General features: G+C 64.6%; 16 protein-coding genes. All 16 read left to right on the top strand.

The window, feature by feature from the left end; genetic code table 11:
• Positions 1-4: 4 nt before the first annotated feature.
• Genes Q2941_RS04550 through Q2941_RS04475 form a run of 16 tightly spaced genes read left to right on the top strand, consistent with a single transcriptional unit; the run spans position 5 to position 17,096 of the window.
• Positions 5-616 (top strand): NADH-quinone oxidoreductase subunit C, encoded by a 612-nt coding sequence (locus tag Q2941_RS04550; protein ID WP_027523795.1) that lies wholly within the window; start codon positions 5-7, stop codon positions 614-616.
• Between the two features lie 2 nt (positions 617-618).
• Positions 619-1,815 (top strand): NADH-quinone oxidoreductase subunit D, encoded by a 1,197-nt coding sequence (locus Q2941_RS04545; protein ID WP_254112164.1) that lies wholly within the window; start codon positions 619-621, stop codon positions 1,813-1,815.
• Positions 1,815-2,777, top strand: a complete 963-nt coding sequence (locus Q2941_RS04540; RefSeq protein ID WP_458191752.1) for an FkbM family methyltransferase — start codon at positions 1,815-1,817, stop codon at positions 2,775-2,777. Before Q2941_RS04545 ends, Q2941_RS04540 begins: the two co-directional genes overlap by 1 nt.
• Before the next feature lie 12 nt (positions 2,778-2,789).
• Entirely contained in the window at positions 2,790-3,401 is a 612-nt protein-coding gene (gene nuoE, locus Q2941_RS04535) for an NADH-quinone oxidoreductase subunit NuoE (RefSeq protein WP_027523798.1), read from the top strand.
• Positions 3,401-3,607, top strand: coding sequence for a hypothetical protein (locus Q2941_RS04530; RefSeq protein WP_027523799.1), 207 nt, complete (start codon positions 3,401-3,403; stop codon positions 3,605-3,607). Before nuoE ends, Q2941_RS04530 begins: the two co-directional genes overlap by 1 nt.
• Before the next feature lie 15 nt (positions 3,608-3,622).
• Positions 3,623-4,948: an NADH-quinone oxidoreductase subunit NuoF gene (gene nuoF / locus Q2941_RS04525; protein WP_027523800.1), complete on the top strand. Its 1,326-nt coding sequence runs from the start codon at positions 3,623-3,625 to the stop codon at positions 4,946-4,948.
• A gap of 5 nt (positions 4,949-4,953) precedes the next feature.
• The gene (nuoG, locus tag Q2941_RS04520; protein ID WP_027523801.1) at positions 4,954-7,029 is read left to right on the top strand and encodes an NADH-quinone oxidoreductase subunit NuoG; all 2,076 of its coding nucleotides are present in this window, start codon (positions 4,954-4,956) and stop codon (positions 7,027-7,029) included.
• A 10-nt stretch (positions 7,030-7,039) separates the two neighbouring features.
• Positions 7,040-8,107 (top strand): NADH-quinone oxidoreductase subunit NuoH, encoded by a 1,068-nt coding sequence (gene nuoH, locus Q2941_RS04515; RefSeq protein WP_027523802.1) that lies wholly within the window; start codon positions 7,040-7,042, stop codon positions 8,105-8,107.
• 14 nt (positions 8,108-8,121) lie between these two features.
• Entirely contained in the window at positions 8,122-8,610 is a 489-nt protein-coding gene (gene nuoI / locus Q2941_RS04510; RefSeq protein WP_026232873.1) for an NADH-quinone oxidoreductase subunit NuoI, read from the top strand.
• 9 nt (positions 8,611-8,619) lie between these two features.
• Positions 8,620-9,258, top strand: coding sequence for an NADH-quinone oxidoreductase subunit J (locus Q2941_RS04505; protein WP_027523803.1), 639 nt, complete (start codon positions 8,620-8,622; stop codon positions 9,256-9,258).
• Positions 9,255-9,563, top strand: coding sequence for an NADH-quinone oxidoreductase subunit NuoK (nuoK, locus tag Q2941_RS04500; protein ID WP_027523804.1), 309 nt, complete (start codon positions 9,255-9,257; stop codon positions 9,561-9,563). Before Q2941_RS04505 ends, nuoK begins: the two co-directional genes overlap by 4 nt.
• 7 nt (positions 9,564-9,570) lie before the next feature.
• Positions 9,571-11,649 (top strand): NADH-quinone oxidoreductase subunit L, encoded by a 2,079-nt coding sequence (gene nuoL, locus Q2941_RS04495; RefSeq protein WP_458191751.1) that lies wholly within the window; start codon positions 9,571-9,573, stop codon positions 11,647-11,649.
• Positions 11,650-13,158: an NADH-quinone oxidoreductase subunit M gene (locus tag Q2941_RS04490; RefSeq protein ID WP_027523806.1), complete on the top strand. Its 1,509-nt coding sequence runs from the start codon at positions 11,650-11,652 to the stop codon at positions 13,156-13,158.
• Between the two features lie 22 nt (positions 13,159-13,180).
• Positions 13,181-14,617, top strand: coding sequence for an NADH-quinone oxidoreductase subunit NuoN (gene nuoN, locus Q2941_RS04485; protein ID WP_027523807.1), 1,437 nt, complete (start codon positions 13,181-13,183; stop codon positions 14,615-14,617).
• Between the two features lie 2 nt (positions 14,618-14,619).
• A complete protein-coding gene (locus Q2941_RS04480; RefSeq protein WP_458191750.1) occupies positions 14,620-15,426 on the top strand; it encodes a biotin--[acetyl-CoA-carboxylase] ligase in 807 nt (268 codons plus the stop codon).
• Positions 15,426-17,096, top strand: coding sequence for a ribonuclease J (locus Q2941_RS04475; RefSeq protein ID WP_254112171.1), 1,671 nt, complete (start codon positions 15,426-15,428; stop codon positions 17,094-17,096). Before Q2941_RS04480 ends, Q2941_RS04475 begins: the two co-directional genes overlap by 1 nt.
• Position 17,097: the final 1 nt, after the last annotated feature.

Raw genomic sequence — 17,097 nt, 5'->3', positions numbered from 1 at the left:
CGTCATGGACGACGGCAAGCTCGACGCCCTTGGGCAAACGATCGTTAGCGCGCTTCCGGGCGCCGCCACCGGTCACGCGGTGGCCTTCAACCAGCTCACGGTGGACGTCGAGGCCGCCAAGATCGTTGAGGTGGTCAAGTACCTCCGCGACGATCCGAACTGCCGCTTCGTCAACTTTACCGACGTGACGGCGGTGGATTACCCGTCGCGCGAGAAGCGCTTCGACGTCGTCTATCATCTGATGTCGCCGACCCTGAACACCCGGATCCGGCTCAAGGCGCAGGCCGATGAGACCACGCAGGTGCCGTCGCTGATCGAGGTGTTTCCCGGCGCCGACTGGTTCGAGCGCGAGACCTACGACCTCTATGGCGTGATCTTCGTCGGCCATCCCGACATGCGCCGCATCCTCACCGATTACGGTTTCGAGGGGCATCCGCTGCGCAAGGACTTCCCGCTCACCGGTTTCGTCGAGGTCCGCTACGACGACCAGGAGAAGCGGGTTGTGTACGAGCCGGTCCGGCTCAACCAGGAATTCCGCAAGTTTGATTTCCTGTCGCCGTGGGAAGGGGCGGACTATCCGCTGCCCGGCGATGAGAAGGCGGGGCCGAAGGTCTGATCATGAACGAACAACCTGAGAACCTCCGTAATTTCACCATCAACTTTGGTCCGCAGCATCCGGCGGCACATGGCGTGTTGCGCCTCGTGCTCGAACTGGATGGTGAAATCGTCGCGCGCGTCGATCCCCATATCGGTCTGCTTCACCGCGGCACGGAAAAGCTGATCGAGCAGAAGACGTACTTGCAGGCGATTCCTTATTTCGATCGCCTGGACTACGTCGCGCCGATGAACCAGGAGCACGCTTTCTGCCTTGCGGCGGAAAAGCTGCTTGGCATTGAGGTGCCGCGCCGCGGCCAGTTGATCCGCGTGCTCTATTGCGAGATCGGCCGCATCCTCTCGCATCTTCTCAACGTGACCACGCAGGCGATGGACGTCGGCGCGCTGACCCCGCCGCTGTGGGGCTTCGAAGAGCGCGAGAAGCTGATGGTGTTCTACGAGCGCGCCTCGGGCAGCCGTATGCACGCAGCTTTTTTCCGCGTCGGCGGCGTGCACCAGGACCTGCCGCCCAAGCTGATCAACGACATCGAGGCCTGGTGCGATCCGTTCCTGAAAGTGGTCGACGACCTCGACCGCCTGCTCACCGCCAACCGCATCTTCAAGCAGCGTAACGTCGATATCGGCGTGGTGCCGCTGAAGGAAGCCTGGGAGTGGGGTTTTTCGGGCGTGATGGTGCGCGGCTCGGGCGCGGCCTGGGACCTGCGCAAGGCGCAGCCCTATGAATGCTATGCCGAGATGGAATTCGACGTTCCGATAGGCAAGAATGGCGACTGCTACGACCGCTACCTGATCCGCATGGAAGAGATGCGCCAGTCGGTGCGGATCATGAGGCAGTGCATCGAGAAGCTGAAGGCGCCGGACGGGCAGGGGCCGGTCGCGGTCGAGGACAACAAGGTCTTCCCGCCGCGCCGCGGCGAGATGAAGCGCTCGATGGAAGCGCTCATCCATCACTTCAAGCTCTACACCGAAGGCGTCCACGTGCCGGCGGGCGAGGTCTATGCCTCGGTCGAGGCGCCGAAGGGCGAGTTCGGCGTCTATCTCGTCTCCGACGGCACCAACAAGCCCTACAAGTGCAAGATTCGCGCGCCGGGCTTTGCCCATCTGCAGGCCATGGACCACATCTGCAGGGGCCATCTGCTCGCCGACGTCTCGGCCATCCTCGGCTCGCTCGACATCGTGTTCGGAGAGGTCGATCGGTGATGGTGCAGGCGCCAATCCAGTTTGACCGCGGCTCGGGGGCCCTTGAAGGGGCCAACCTGTGGGAGCGGACGGCTGCCTTGGCGCTGGTGACGGGATCGAAGATCTCCTCGCACTTCTCCCACATGGGCTACATCGCCTGCGCGAACCTGCTGCGGAAAACGCTGCCCGACCGCAACATCGCGATCAAGCTCAACCCCGACGCCGTGTTCGAATTTCCTTACGGCGACGGCTATTGGAGCAAGCTGCTCAACCGCTCCTACAATTACGAGGACGAACTGGAGCTGTTGTTCGCGGACTCCGTCGACGTCGATTACACGCTGCTCGATTGCGGCTCGAACTACGGCTACTGGTCGGTGCTGGTGTCGAGCAAGCCGTTCGGCGCGCACAAGGCGATCGCCATCGAGCCGTCGGGTCAGAACTATCCGAAGCTTGCGAACAACGCCCGCATCAACGGCAACCGTTTCGAGACCATGAAATGCGCGATCGGTGCCGAGCGCGGTACCGCGCGGCTGTCCGGCACCAAGCACGAGGCCTTCAGCATCGCCGGCGCCCCCTCGGCGGGCGGCGAGGAAGTGCCGGTGATTGCGCTCGACAATCTGCTCGATGACGGCAAGGTCGAGGCTGGCGGCAAGTATCTGATCAAGCTCGACGTCGAGGGCGTCGAGATCGAGGCCATCAAGGGCGGCAAGCGGCTTCTTGAAGGCGACAGCGTGATCATCTGCGAGGAGCACGGCAGCGACCGTTCGCACGCGGTGTCGCGCTACATCCTCGAACAGACCCCGCTTAAGCTGATTGTCTACGATCCTAGCACCAATCGCATGGAGACGGTGACCGAACTCTCGATCCTCGATCGCATCAAGGTCTCCACCCACGTCGGCTACAACGTTTTCGGCACCGCAAGCGCATTCTGGCAGGACAGGATCGATGCCCTGAATGCGAAGGCTGTGCGCCGTATCCAGTGAGAGATTGAAGAGATGTCCGTTCGCCGCCTAGCGCCCAAGGAAGTCCAGCCCGCGAGCTTTGCGTTCACGGAGGAGAACCTCGCGTTCGCGAAGCAGCAGATCGCGAAGTATCCGGCCGGTCGCCAGGCCTCCGCCGTGATTGCGATTTTGTGGCGCGCGCAGGAGCAGAACGACGGCTGGGTGTCGGAAGCCGCAATCCGCGTGATCGCCGACATGCTCGACATGCCCTACATCCGCGTGCTGGAAGTTGCGACCTTCTACACGATGTTCCAGCTCGCGCCCGTCGGCAAGAAGGCCCACGTCCAGGTCTGCGGCACCACGCCGTGCCGGCTGCGCGGCGCCGAAGACCTGATCCACGTCTGCGAGAGCCGGATCCATCACGAGCCCTTCCACCTTTCCAAGGACGGCAATTTCAGTTGGGAAGAGGTCGAGTGCCTGGGCGCCTGCGTGAACGCGCCGATGGTCCTGATCGGCAAGGACACCTATGAGGATCTGACCAAGGACAGCTTCGGTAAGGTGCTCGACGGCTTTGCCTCGGGCAATCCGCCCAAGCCCGGCCCGCAGAACGGCCGTCAGTTCTCGGCCCCCATCACCGGACCGACCACGCTGAAGGAGACCACCTGATGCGTGATCTCGCGTCACCGGCAGCGGAGAGGAGCGGCGCCGTGAAGAAGTGGGGCTTCATCGCGATGCATGCCGCTGTCGCGGCCGCCTTCATCTTCCTGCTGCAGCGCTTCACCCTGAACGCGTCGCTGGAAACCAGTCTGCTCTGGGCGCTGACCTTCGCTGTCTGCGCCGCCGGGCTTGCCTACAAGCAAGCCAACCGTTGATCGGAAAGCACTGAAATGCTCGAGGACAAGGACCGCATCTTCAAGAACCTCTACGGCCTCCATGATTGGGGGCTCGAGGGCGCGCGGCGCCGCGGCGCCTGGGATGGCACGAAGGCCATCATCGACAAGGGCCGCGACTGGATCATCAACGAGATGAAGGCATCGGGCCTGCGCGGCCGCGGCGGCGCCGGCTTCCCGACGGGCCTGAAATGGTCGTTCATGCCGAAGGAATCGACCGACGGCCGGCCGAGCTATCTCGTCGTCAACGCCGACGAGTCCGAGCCCGGCACTTGCAAGGATCGCGAGATCATGCGGCACGATCCGCATCTCCTGATCGAGGGCTGCCTGATCGCGAGCTTCGCGATGAACGCGCATGCCTGCTACATCTATGTCCGTGGCGAGTTCATTCGCGAGCGCGAGCACCTGCAAGCCGCGATCGACCAGGCCTATGACGCCAAGCTGATCGGCAAGGACAACGTCAACGGCTGGCCGTTCGACCTCTACGTCGCCCACGGCGCCGGTGCCTATATCTGCGGCGAAGAGACCGCGCTGCTCGAGAGCCTGGAAGGCAAGAAGGGCCAGCCGCGGCTGAAGCCGCCGTTCCCGGCGAATGTCGGCCTGTTCGGCTGCCCGACCACGGTCAACAACGTCGAGTCGATCGCGGTGGCGCCAGACATTCTGCGGCGCGGTGCGGCGTGGTTCGCTGGCATCGGTCGTCCCAACAATGTCGGCACCAAGCTCTTTTGCATTTCCGGCCATGTCGAGCGGCCCTGCAACGTCGAAGAGGCCATGGGGATTCCGTTCCGTGAGCTGATCGAGAAGCATTGCGGCGGCATCCGCGGCGGCTGGGACAATCTGAAGGCCGTGATTCCTGGCGGCTCGTCGGTTCGCATGGTGCCGGCTGAGCAGATCATCGACACGCCGATGGATTTCGACTCCTTAAGCAAGCTGCGTTCGGGTCTCGGCACCGCGGCCGTGATCGTGATGGACAAGTCGACCGACTTGATCCGCGCGATCGCCCGCATCTCCTATTTCTACAAGCATGAGAGCTGCGGCCAGTGCACGCCGTGCCGCGAGGGCACGGGGTGGATGTGGCGCGTCTTGACCCGCATGGCCGAGGGCCGCGCCCACAAGCGCGAGATCGACATGCTGCTGGAAGTCACCAAGCAGGTCGAAGGCCACACCATCTGCGCGCTCGGCGACGCAGCCGCCTGGCCGATCCAGGGCCTGATCGCGCATTTCCGTCATGAGATCGAAGCGCGCATCGACCAGTATTCGCACAAGGCCGACATCGACGATGCCGGCGTCCGCGATCCCGTGAACATGGTCGCGGCGGAGTAGGAAGAATGACAAAGCTCATCATCGACGGCAAAGAGATCGATGTCCCGCCGGAGTACACGCTGCTCCAGGCGTGCGAGGCTGCGGGCGCCGAGATTCCGCGCTTCTGCTATCACGAGCGGCTGTCGATCGCCGGCAACTGCCGGATGTGCCTCGTCGAGGTGAAGGGCGGCCCGAAGCCGGTCGCGAGCTGCGCCTGGGGCGTGCGCGATTGCCGTCCGGGTCCCAAGGGCGAGCCGCCGGAGATCTCCACGCGTTCGCCGATGGTGAAGAAAGCGCGCGAAGGCGTGATGGAGTTCCTTCTCATCAACCATCCGCTGGACTGCCCGATCTGCGACCAGGGCGGCGAGTGCGACCTCCAGGACCAGGCGATGGGCTATGGTGTCGACACCAGCCGCTTCGCCGAGAACAAGCGCGCCGTCGAGGACAAATATCTCGGTGCGCTGGTCAAGACATCGATGAACCGCTGCATCCAGTGCACGCGCTGCGTCCGCTTCTCGGCGGAAGTTGCCGGGGCCCCCGAGATGGGCGCCACGGGCCGCGGCGAGGACATGGAGATCACGACCTATCTCGAGCACGCACTGACGTCCGAGCTTCAGGGCAATCTCGTCGACATCTGCCCGGTCGGCGCGCTGACCTCGAAGCCATACGCCTTCGCGGCGCGGCCGTGGGAGCTCGGCAAGACGCAGTCGGTCGACGTGACGGACGGCATCGGATCGGCGATCCGCGTCGACACCCGTGGCCGCGAGGTGATGCGCATCCTGCCGCGCGTCAACGAGGCCGTGAACGAGGAGTGGATTTCCGACAAGACCCGTCACGTCGTCGATGGCCTGCGGACCCAGCGGCTCGACCGGCCCTATATCCGCGAGGCCGGCAAGCTGCGTGCGGCTTCGTGGACCGAAGCCTTCGCCGCGATTGCCGCCAAGGCGGGCCGCACCGACGGCAAGCGCATCGGTGCGATCGCAGGCGATCTCGCCGGCGTCGAGGAGATGTTCGCGCTGAAGGATCTGCTCGCCAAGTTCGGCTCGGCCAATCTGGCGGTGCAGGGCGGCGATGGCTTCGATCCCGCGCTCGGCCGCGGCTCGTACATCTTCAATCCGACGCTGGTCGGCATCGAGCAGGCCGACGCGCTCCTGATCATCGGCGCCAATCCGCGCAAGGAGGCGGCCGTGTTCAACGCCCGCATCCGCAAGCGCTGGCGCGCGGGCGGCTTCAAGATCGGCTTGATCGGCGCCAAGGCCGATCTGACCTACGACTACGATCATCTCGGTGCCGGTACAGAGACGCTCGCCGACCTCGCAGCCGGCAAGCACTCCTTCGCCGACGTCCTGAAGAACGCCAAGCATCCGGTCATCCTGGTCGGCGCGGGTGCGACCTCGCGTCACGACGGCGCGGCGATCCTCGCGCAGGCGGCCAAGATCGCGTTCGATGTCGGCGCGGTGAAGGACGGCTGGAACGGCTTTGGCGTGCTGCATGAGACGGCGTCGCGCGTCGGCGCGCTGGATATCGGTTTCTCGGCGGGCGCTGGCGGCCTGAACGCCGCGCAGATGACGACCTTCGGCACGCTGGACCTGTTGTTCCTGCTCGGCGCCGACGAGATCAAGGCGCCGGACGGCACCTTCGTGGTCTATATCGGCACCCATGGCGACCGTGGCGCGCATCGCGCCGACGTGATCCTGCCGGCGGCGGCCTACACCGAGAAGTCGGCGATCTACGTCAACACCGAGGGCCGCGCGCAGATGACGGGACGCGCCGCGTTCCCGCCGGGCGAGGCCCGGGAGGACTGGGCGATCGTCCGCGCGCTGTCGGAAGCGCTCGGCAAGAAGCTTGGCTATGACTCGCTCGCAGCCCTGCGCCAGGCGATCTTCAAGGCGGTGCCGCATCTGATCCGTCTGGACCAGATCGAGACGGGCAGTGCCGACCAGGTCAAGGCGCTCGCGGGCAAGGGCGGCGCGCCGGAGAAGGCGCCGTTCAAGGCCCTGATCGAGGACTTTTACCTGACCAACCCAATCGCGCGTGCGTCTGCCGTGATGGCGGAATGCTCGCGGCTTGCCTCCGGGCAGATGCTGACCGCAGCGGAGTAAGCGTGATCTGATGGCATTCTTCGAAAGCGCATTCTGGACCGGGTTCCTCTGGCCGCTGATCATCATGGTCGCGGAGAGCGTGTTGGTGCTCGTCGTCCTGCTGGTCGCGATCGCCTACATCCTGCTCGCCGACCGCAAGATCTGGGCGGCGGTGCAGATCCGCCGCGGCCCGAACGTGGTCGGCCCCTGGGGCCTGTTCCAGTCCTTCGCCGACCTCCTGAAGTTCGTGCTGAAGGAGCCGATCATCCCGGCCGGCGCCAACAAGGGCGTCTTTCTCCTTGCTCCCTTGGTATCGTGCGTGCTCGCGCTCGCGGCCTGGGCGGTGATCCCGACCAACCTCGGCTGGGTGATCTCCGACATCAACGTCGGCATCCTCTATATCTTCGCGATCTCGTCGCTGTCGATCTACGGCATCATCATGGCCGGCTGGTCGTCGAACTCGAAATATCCGTTCCTGGCTGCGCTGCGCTCGGCGGCGCAGATGGTGTCCTACGAGGTCTCGATCGGCTTCGTCATCATCACCGTTCTGCTCTGCGCCGGCACGCTGAACCTCTCGGCCGTGGTCGAGGCGCAGAAGCTGCACGGCTTTGCGAGCCTGATCGGCCTGCCGCAGCTCACCATCCTGAACTGGTATGTGTGGCCGCTGTTCCCGATGTTCGTGGTGTTCTACGTCTCGGCACTGGCGGAAACCAACCGCCCGCCGTTCGACCTCGTCGAGGCCGAGTCCGAGCTCGTCGCCGGCTTCATGGTCGAGTACGGCTCGACGCCATACCTGCTGTTCATGCTCGGTGAGTATGTCGCGATCGTCACGATGTGCGCGATGGCGACGATCCTGTTCCTGGGGGGGTGGCTGCCGCCGGTCGATCTGCCGCCGTTCAACTGGGTGCCGGGGATCATCTGGTTCTCGCTCAAACTGTTCTTCATGTTCTTCCTGTTCGCGATGGCAAAGGCGATCGTGCCGCGCTACCGCTACGATCAACTGATGCGCCTCGGCTGGAAGGTGTTCCTGCCGCTGTCGCTCGCGATGGTGGTCGTGGTGGCCGGCGTGCTGCATTTCGCCGGCATCGCGCCGAAGTGAGGTCCGCCATGGGTATCAACATCAACGCCACCGCGCGCTCGCTTCTGCTGTCGGAATTCGTCTCGGCGTTCTTCCTCGCCATGCGTTACTTCTTCCAGCCGAAGCCGACGCTGAACTATCCCTTCGAGAAGGGCCCGATCTCGCCGCGCTTCCGCGGCGAGCACGCGCTGCGCCGCTATCCGAACGGCGAAGAGCGCTGCATCGCCTGCAAGCTGTGCGAGGCGGTATGCCCTGCGCAGGCCATCACCATCGAGGCCGGTCCGCGCCGCAACGACGGTACCCGCCGCACCGTGCGCTACGACATCGACATGGTGAAGTGCATCTATTGCGGCCTCTGCCAGGAGGCCTGCCCGGTCGACGCCATCGTCGAAGGCCCGAACTTCGAGTTCGCGACCGAGACCCGCGAGGAACTGTTCTATGACAAGGCCAAGCTGCTCGCCAATGGCGATCGCTGGGAACGCGAGATCGCGAAAGCGATCGAGCTCGACGCGCCGTACCGGTGAGGTGAGGGCATGATCCTTCCCGCGCTGTTCTTCTATCTGTTCGCCGGCATCTGCGTCGCCTCGGCGGTGATGGTGATTGTCTCGCGCAATCCCGTGCACTCCGTGCTGTACCTGATCCTGGCCTTCGTCAACGCCTCCGGCCTGTTCGTGCTGATGGGCGCCGAGTTCCTGGCGATGATCCTGATCGTCGTCTATGTCGGCGCGGTCGCGGTGCTGTTCCTGTTCGTGATCATGATGCTCGACGTCGATTTCCTCGAGCTGCGCGAGGGCTTCATCGAGTACCTGCCGGTTGGCCTCGTGATCGGCGGCATCTTCATGTTCGAGCTGTTGCTGGTCGTCGGCGCCTGGGTGATCAACCCGACCGTGTCCAAGACGATCACGGCGGCGATCCCGACCAACGTCTCCAACACCGAGGCGCTCGGGCTCGTGCTCTATACGAAGTACATCCATTACTTCCAGCTCGCCGGCATGGTGCTGCTGGTCGCGATGATCGGTGCCATCGTGCTGACCCTGCGCCACAAGGCCAGCGTCAAGCGGCAGGACATCAACGTTCAGAACGCGCGCACGCCCGACATGGCGATGGCGCTGCGCAAGGTGGCGCCGGGGCAGGGGCTCCAGGATGCCGATGCGGCGGAGTGGGTGAAATGACGATCGGGCTCGGACACTATCTTGCCGTCGGCGCGATCCTGTTCACGCTCGGCATCCTCGGCATCTTCCTGAACCGCAAGAACATCATCGTCATCCTGATGTCGATCGAGCTGATCCTGCTCTCGGTCAACATCAACTTCGTGGCGTTCTCGACCTTCCTCGGCGACATCGTCGGCCAGGTCTTCGCGCTGCTGGTGCTGACGGTCGCAGCTGCCGAAGCCGCGATCGGTCTCGCCATCCTGGTGGTCTATTTCCGCAACCGCGGTTCGATCGCGGTTGAGGACGTCAATCTGATGAAGGGTTAACCCAGCTATGGTCCAGGCAATTGTCTTTCTGCCTCTGCTGGGCGCCATTCTCGCCGGCCTGATCGCCATTTTCGGCGCGCATGCCCGCAACCCCAGTGGCGATACGGTCGAGCATCACGGTGACGATCACGGTCATGGCGACGCCCATGCTGCGGCCGCCCACGATGACCACGCCCACGACGATCACGGCCACGACGACCACCACGTTTCCGAGCCGCCGGCTCAGGGCTCGCGTGCGGCCGAGCTGATCACGACCGGGCTGCTGTTCGTCTCGGCGGCCCTGTCCTGGTTCACGCTGGTCGACGTCGGCTTCATGCACCACGACGCGCGGATTCCGCTGCTGCCCTGGATTCTCTCCGGCGACCTCCAGGTCTACTGGGCGCTGCGGGTCGACACGCTCACCGCCGTCATGCTGGTGGTGGTCAACACCGTGTCCTCGCTCGTGCACCTCTATTCCATCGGCTACATGGACGAGGATCCGTACCGTCCGCGCTTCTTCGGCTATCTCTCGCTGTTTACCTTCGCCATGCTGATGCTGGTGACGGCCGACAACCTCGTGCAGCTGTTCTTTGGCTGGGAAGGCGTGGGCCTCGCCAGCTACCTGCTGATCGGCTTCTGGTACCAGAAGCCGTCGGCAAACGCGGCGGCGATCAAGGCCTTCGTCGTCAACCGCGTCGGCGACTTCGGCTTTGCGCTCGGCATCTTTGCGGTGTTCGCGCTGGTCGGCTCGACCGATTTCGAGACCATCTTCCATGCGGCGCCCGGCCTCACCGGCAAGACCATCAACTTCTTCGGCTGGCACGCCGACGCCCTGACGTTTGCCTGCGTGCTGCTGTTCATGGGCGCGATGGGCAAGTCGGCGCAGTTCCTGCTGCACACCTGGTTGCCGGACGCGATGGAAGGCCCAACCCCGGTGTCGGCGCTGATCCACGCAGCGACCATGGTGACGGCGGGCGTCTTCATGGTGGCGCGGCTGTCGCCGCTGTTCGAGCTGGCGCCGAACGCGCAGGCCGTCGTGATGTTCTTCGGCGCGACGACGGCGTTCTTCGCCGCGACCATCGGCCTCGTTCAGAACGACATCAAGCGCATCGTCGCTTACTCGACCTGTTCGCAGCTCGGCTACATGTTCGTGGCGATGGGCGCGGGGGCCTATTCGGTCGGCATGTTCCACCTGTTCACCCACGCCTTCTTCAAGGCGCTGTTGTTCTTGGGCTCCGGCTCGGTGATCTACGCGATGCACCACGAGCAGGACATCCGCAACATGGGCGGCTTGTGGCGGAAGATCCCGTATACGTTCGCGGTGATGACCGTCGGCACGCTGGCGCTGACCGGCTTCCCGCTGTTCGCGGGCTACTTCTCGAAGGATGCGATCATCGAGGCCGCCTATGCCTCGCACAACCCGTTCGCGACCTATGCCTATCTCCTGACGGTCGCAGCCGCGGCCCTGACCTCTTTTTATTCCTGGCGCCTGATCTTCAAGACCTTCTTCGGCGAGCCGCACGACGAGAAGCACTACGAGGCGGCGCATGAGAGCCCGATGTGGATGCTGGTCCCGATCGGTGTCCTAGCAGCCGGCTCGATCCTTTCGGGCTTCCCGTTCAAGGAGATATTCACCGGACCTCACGGCGTGGAAGAGTTCTTCCGCGAATCCGTGAAGATGAATCCGCATATCCTCGAGGACATGGAGCACATGCCGCCCCTGCTGGGATGGCTGCCCTTCGTGATGATGGTGGGCGGCTTCGTGGTGTCCTACCTGTTCTACATCCGCTGGACCTATCTGCCGGTCGAGCTCGCGAACACCCAGCCGATGCTGTACCAGTTCCTGCTCAACAAGTGGTACTTCGACGAGCTCTACGACACCATCTTCGTTCGTCCGGCGAAGTGGATCGGCTACCAGCTCTGGAAGAAGGGCGATGGCTTCATCATCGACGGCTTCGGCCCGGACGGCGTCTCCGCGCGCGTCCTGGACGTCACCCGCAATGTCGTGAAGATCCAGACCGGCTATCTCTATCACTACGCATTCGCGATGCTGATCGGTGTCGCCGGCCTGATCACCTGGTTCATGTTCGGCTTTGGAGGCCAGTAAATGACAACCTGGCCCATCCTCTCCGTCACCACCTTCCTGCCGCTGGTCGGCGCGCTGCTCGTCTACCTCGTCCGCGGCGAGGATGAAGCGGCCAAGCGCAACTCGCGCTGGATCGCGCTGTGGACCACGCTGATCACCTTCGCGGTCTCGCTGCTCCTGGTCGCCCGCTTCGATCCCTCGATCGCCGACTTCCAGTTCGTCGAGAAGGCCAATTGGCTCGCCGCCGGCATCACCTATCACATGGGTGTGGACGGCATCTCGCTGCCCTTCGTGATCCTGACCACCGCCCTGATGCCGCTCTGCATCATCGCGAGCTGGAAGGCGATCCAGAACCGGGTGCGCGAGTACATGATGGCGTTCCTGATCCTGGAAACGCTGATGATCGGCACCTTCTCGGCGCTCGATCTCGTGCTGTTCTACTTGTTCTTCGAGGGCGGCCTGATCCCGATGTTCCTGATCATCGGCGTCTGGGGCGGTCCGCGCCGGGTCTATGCCTCGTTCAAGTTCTTCCTCTACACGTTCCTCGGCTCAGTGCTGATGCTGCTCGCCATCATGGCGCTGTACTGGAACGGCAACACGACCGACATCCCGACCCTGATGCATACCGCGGTGCCGCGCAGCTTGCAGACCTGGGCGTGGCTGGCCTTCTTCGCCTCCTTCGCGGTGAAGATGCCGATGTGGCCGGTGCACACCTGGCTGCCGGACGCGCACGTGGAGGCGCCGACCGCGGGCTCGGTGATCCTGGCCGCGATCCTCCTGAAGATGGGCGGCTACGGCTTCCTGCGCTTCTCGCTGCCGATGTTCCCGCTGGCCTCGCATGACTTCGCGCCGCTGATCTTCACGCTCTCGACCATCGCCATCATCTACACCTCGCTGGTGGCGATGATGCAGGAGGACATGAAGAAGCTGATCGCGTACTCCTCGGTCGCGCATATGGGCTTCGTCACCATGGGCATCTTCGCCGGCACCATGCAGGGCGTCGCAGGCGGCGTGTTCCAGATGATCTCGCACGGCATCGTCTCCGGCGCGCTGTTCCTCTGCGTCGGCATCGTCTACGACCGCATGCATACCCGCGAGATCGCGGCCTATGGTGGCCTCGTCAACCGGATGCCGCTCTACGCGCTGACCTTCATGGTCTTCACCATGGCCAATGTCGGTCTGCCCGGCACCAGCGGTTTCGTCGGCGAGTTCATGACGCTGCTCGGCACCTTCAAGGTCTCGCTCCCGACCGCGTTCTTCGCCACGACAGGCGTGATCCTGTCGGCATGCTATGCGCTCTGGCTCTACCGCAAGGTCGTGTTCGGGGCGCTGGTGAAGCCGTCGCTGACGACCATCAAGGACCTCACCTTCCGGGAGTGCCTGACGCTGTTTCCACTGATCGCGCTGACGATCCTGTTCGGCGTCTATCCGAAGCCGGTGCTCGACATGTCGGCCGCCTCGGTCCAGCAACTCGTCAACAATTACAACACCGCGGTGACGGCCGTGAAGGCCGCCGCTCTGCTCCAGTGAGCGGGCAGGTCAGGATATCGCCATGAGCTTTGAGACTGCAGGTTATCAACTGGCGCCGGTCGTGCCCGAGCTTGTGCTCGCGGTCGGCAGCATGGCGCTTCTGATGCTGGGTGCGTATCGCGGGCAGGGGACCACGAAGGCGGTCACTACGCTCGCGATCCTCCTCCTGATCGTGACCGGCATATTGGTGTTGCTGGTGCCAGCGGGCAAGCAGGTGACCTTCGGCGGCAGCTTCATCGTCGACGACTTCGCGCGCTTCCTGAAGATCCTGGCGCTGATCGGCTCGGCGGTGACGCTGATCCTGTCGACGGAGTTCCTGTCCGATCCGTCGCGCCGCATCTTCGAATATTCGATCCTCGTCCTGCTCTCCACCCTCGGCATGATGGTGCTGATCTCGGCCGGCGACCTGATCTCGCTCTATCTCGGCCTCGAGCTGATGTCGCTGGCGCTCTACGTCGTGGCGGCCTCGAACCGGGACAACGCAAAGTCCAACGAAGCCGGCCTGAAGTACTTCGTGCTCGGCGCCCTGTCGTCCGGCATGCTGCTCTACGGCGCCTCGCTGATCTACGGTTTCACCGGCACGGTCAGCTTTACCGGCATCGCGGCATCTGCGACGACCGCCAGCGTCGGCCTGGTCTTCGGTCTCGTCTTCCTGCTCGCCGGCCTGTGCTTCAAAGTCTCGGCGGTGCCGTTCCACATGTGGACGCCCGACGTCTATGAGGGCGCGCCGACGCCAGTGACCGCTTTCTTCGCGTCGGCGCCGAAGGTGGCGGCCATGGCCGTCTTCACGCGCGCGACGCTGACGGCGTTCCCCGGCATCGTCTCGCAATGGCAGCAGATCCTGGTGTTCGTGGCGATCGCCTCGATGGCGCTTGGCTCCTTTGCCGCGATCGGCCAGACCAACATCAAGCGCCTGATGGCCTATTCTTCGATTGGCCATATGGGCTTTGCGCTGGTCGGCCTTGCCTCGGGCACGGTCGAGGGCGCGCAGGGTGTGCTGATGTACCTCGTGATTTACATTGCGATGACGCTCGGCTCCTTCGCCGTCATTCTCGCCATGAAGCGCAACGGCCAGGCGGTCGAGCAGATCAGCGATTTCGCCGGCCTCTCGCGCACCAACCCGCTGCTCGCCTTCTTCTTTGCGATGCTGCTGTTCTCACTCGCGGGCGTTCCGCCGCTCGCCGGCTTCTTCGCCAAGTGGTACGTGTTTGTCGCAGCGATCAAGGCCAACCTGTTCACGCTCGCCGTCATCGGCGTGCTGACGAGCGTGGTGGGCGCCTACTACTATCTCGCCATCGTCAAGACGATGTACTTCGACGAGCCTGCCGGGCAGATCGATCCGGTACGCATCGAGGTGAGGGCCGTGCTGGCGGTGGCAGGCCTGTTCACCATCCTGTTTGCGCTGTTTGCGGGACCCGTCGTGAGTGTCGCCAGCGCAGCGGCAAAGTCGCTGTTCTAGGGATGGGCTTCGCGCTCGGTCATCGCGCTCTCAACGCGGGCTACCGCCTCGCAGCCTTCGACCAGATCGGCTCGACCAATACGGAAGCCCTTGAGCGCGCTCGCCAAGGCGAGCGCGGCCCGATCTGGTTCGCGACCTCAGAGCAGACCGCGGGGCGTGGCCGCCGCCAGCGCGCCTGGATCGCGCCGCGGGGCAATCTCGCCTGTAGCATCCTCGAGGTGATGGACGTCGCGCCGGCCGTTGCCGCCACGCTCGGCTTTGCGGCGGGGCTGGCGGAGGAGGCGGCGCTGGAGCGGGTCAGCGTCGAGGCCGCGCTTCGCCTGGGTCCCGACCGGCCCCGATACACCCTGAAATGGCCGAACGACGTGCTTGCCGGCGGCAAGAAGCTCGTCGGCATCGGCCTCGAAGCCGAGGCCATCGACAACCGCCTTGCCATCGTGGTCGGCATTGGCACCAACGTCGTCGCGGCCCCCGAAGGCATGCCGACGCCTGCGGTATCGCTGGCCGCCCTCGGGATCCATATCAGCGCGGAAGAGCTGTTCACCGCCCTGTCGGACGCCTGGGTTGAATTCCGGGGCATCTGGGACGCTGGTCGCGGCTTTGCGGAGATCCGCCGCCTCTGGCTGGAGCGCGCCGCCGGCCTCGGTGAGAAGGTCGCGATCCAGACCGGGAAAGCGACGCTCGAGGGCATCTTCGACACCATCGACGAGACCGGCTGCCTGATCGTCCGCACCGCCGACGGCCGGCGCGTGCCGGTGGCCGCCGGCGAGGTGTTCTTCGGCGCGGCCGCATCCATGGGAGCGGCATGATGGCAAGGCCCGACGAACTGGTGTTTGCCCCGCTCGGCGGCGTCGGCGAGATCGGTATGAACCTGTCGATCTACGGCCTCGGTAACCGCCACCAGCGTGCCTGGCTCGCGATCGATCTCGGCGTCTCCTTCGGCGACGAGGAGCACCTGCCGGGCATCGATCTGATCATGCCCGACATCAGCTTCCTGGAGAAGGAACGCAAGAACCTGATGGGTCTGGTGCTGACCCATGCCCACGAGGACCATTTCGGCGCGATCATCGATCTATGGCCGAAGCTGCAATGTCCGATCTACGCGACGCAGTTCAGCGCAGCGCTGTTCGAGGCCAAATGCGCGGCCGAGCGCAATCCGCCAAGGATCCCGGTCACCGTGATCCCCTCCGGCGGTCGCGTCGACATCGGCCCGTTCAACGTCGAGTTCATCCCGGTCGCGCATTCGATTCCGGAATCTCATGCGCTGGCGATCCACACCGAGGCCGGCACGGTGCTGCACACCGGCGACTGGAAGATCGATCCGACCCCGATCATCGGCCGTCCCACCGACGAGCGGCGGCTGCGCCAGCTGGGTGAGGAGGGCGTGCTTGCCCTGATCGGCGATTCCACCAACGCGGTGCGCGAGGGCCGCTCGCCCTCGGAAGCCGAAGTCGCCAGGACCATCATCGAGCTCGTCAAGGAAGCCAAGGGCCGCGTCGCGGTGACGACCTTTGCTTCAAACGTCGCGCGCATCAAGGCGGTGGCGGAGGCGGCTCGCGCCGCCGACCGCGAGGTCGTCGTGGTCGGCCGCGCCATGGACCGCGTCGTGCAGGTCGCGCGCGAGACCGGCTATCTCGAGGGCGTCCAGAACTTCCGCTCGCCCGAGGTCTATGGCCATCTTCCGCAGAACAAGGTGCTGGCGCTGTGCACCGGCAGCCAGGGCGAGCCGCGCGCGGCTCTGGCGCGCATAGCCAATGATGACCATCCCGAGATCACGCTGAACCGTGGCGACTGCGTGATCTTCTCCTCGCGCACCATTCCCGGCAACGAGAAGGCGGTCGGCTCGATCATCAATAATCTGGTCCTCCAGGGCGTCGAGGTCATCACCGACCGCGACCACCTGGTCCACGTCTCCGGCCATCCCCGCCGCGACGAATTGCGCGACATGATCGCCTGGACCAGGCCGCAGCTCCTGATCCCCGTCCATGGCGAGGCCCTGCATCTCCACGAGCACGCCAAGCTCGCGCGCGCCGCCGGCGTGCCGCGGGTGCTGGTTTGCCGCAACGGCGATCTGGTCAAGCTCGGCCCGGGCGACCCCGGCATCGTCGGCGAGGTGCCTTCGGGCCGCCTCTACAAGGACGGTACGATCCTGGAGGATTCCAAGTCGCGCGCGGTGGTCGAGCGGCGGCGGATGGCTTTCTCCGGTTGTGCTTTCGTCGCCATCGCCATGACCGCGCAGGGCGAGCTTGCCGACGAACCCGAGGTCGATCTCGTCGGCATCCCCGAGAAGAACAAGGCGGGCGAGCTGTTCGACGACCTGGTCTTCGACGCCGTGGTCTCGACGATCGAAGGCCTGCCAAAGCCGCGCCGCCGCGACCCGGACGCATTGGGCGAGTCGGTGCGACGGGCGGTCCGGGCCGTGATCAATGAACATTGGGGCAAAAAGCCCCCCTGTCTGGTACATGTACTGACAGTCTGAA

The sequence above is a fragment of the Bradyrhizobium sp. UFLA05-153 genome (assembly GCF_054185185.1).
Note: the sequence above shows the minus strand (reverse complement) of the source record. Positions and strands in the feature narration are given on the sequence as shown.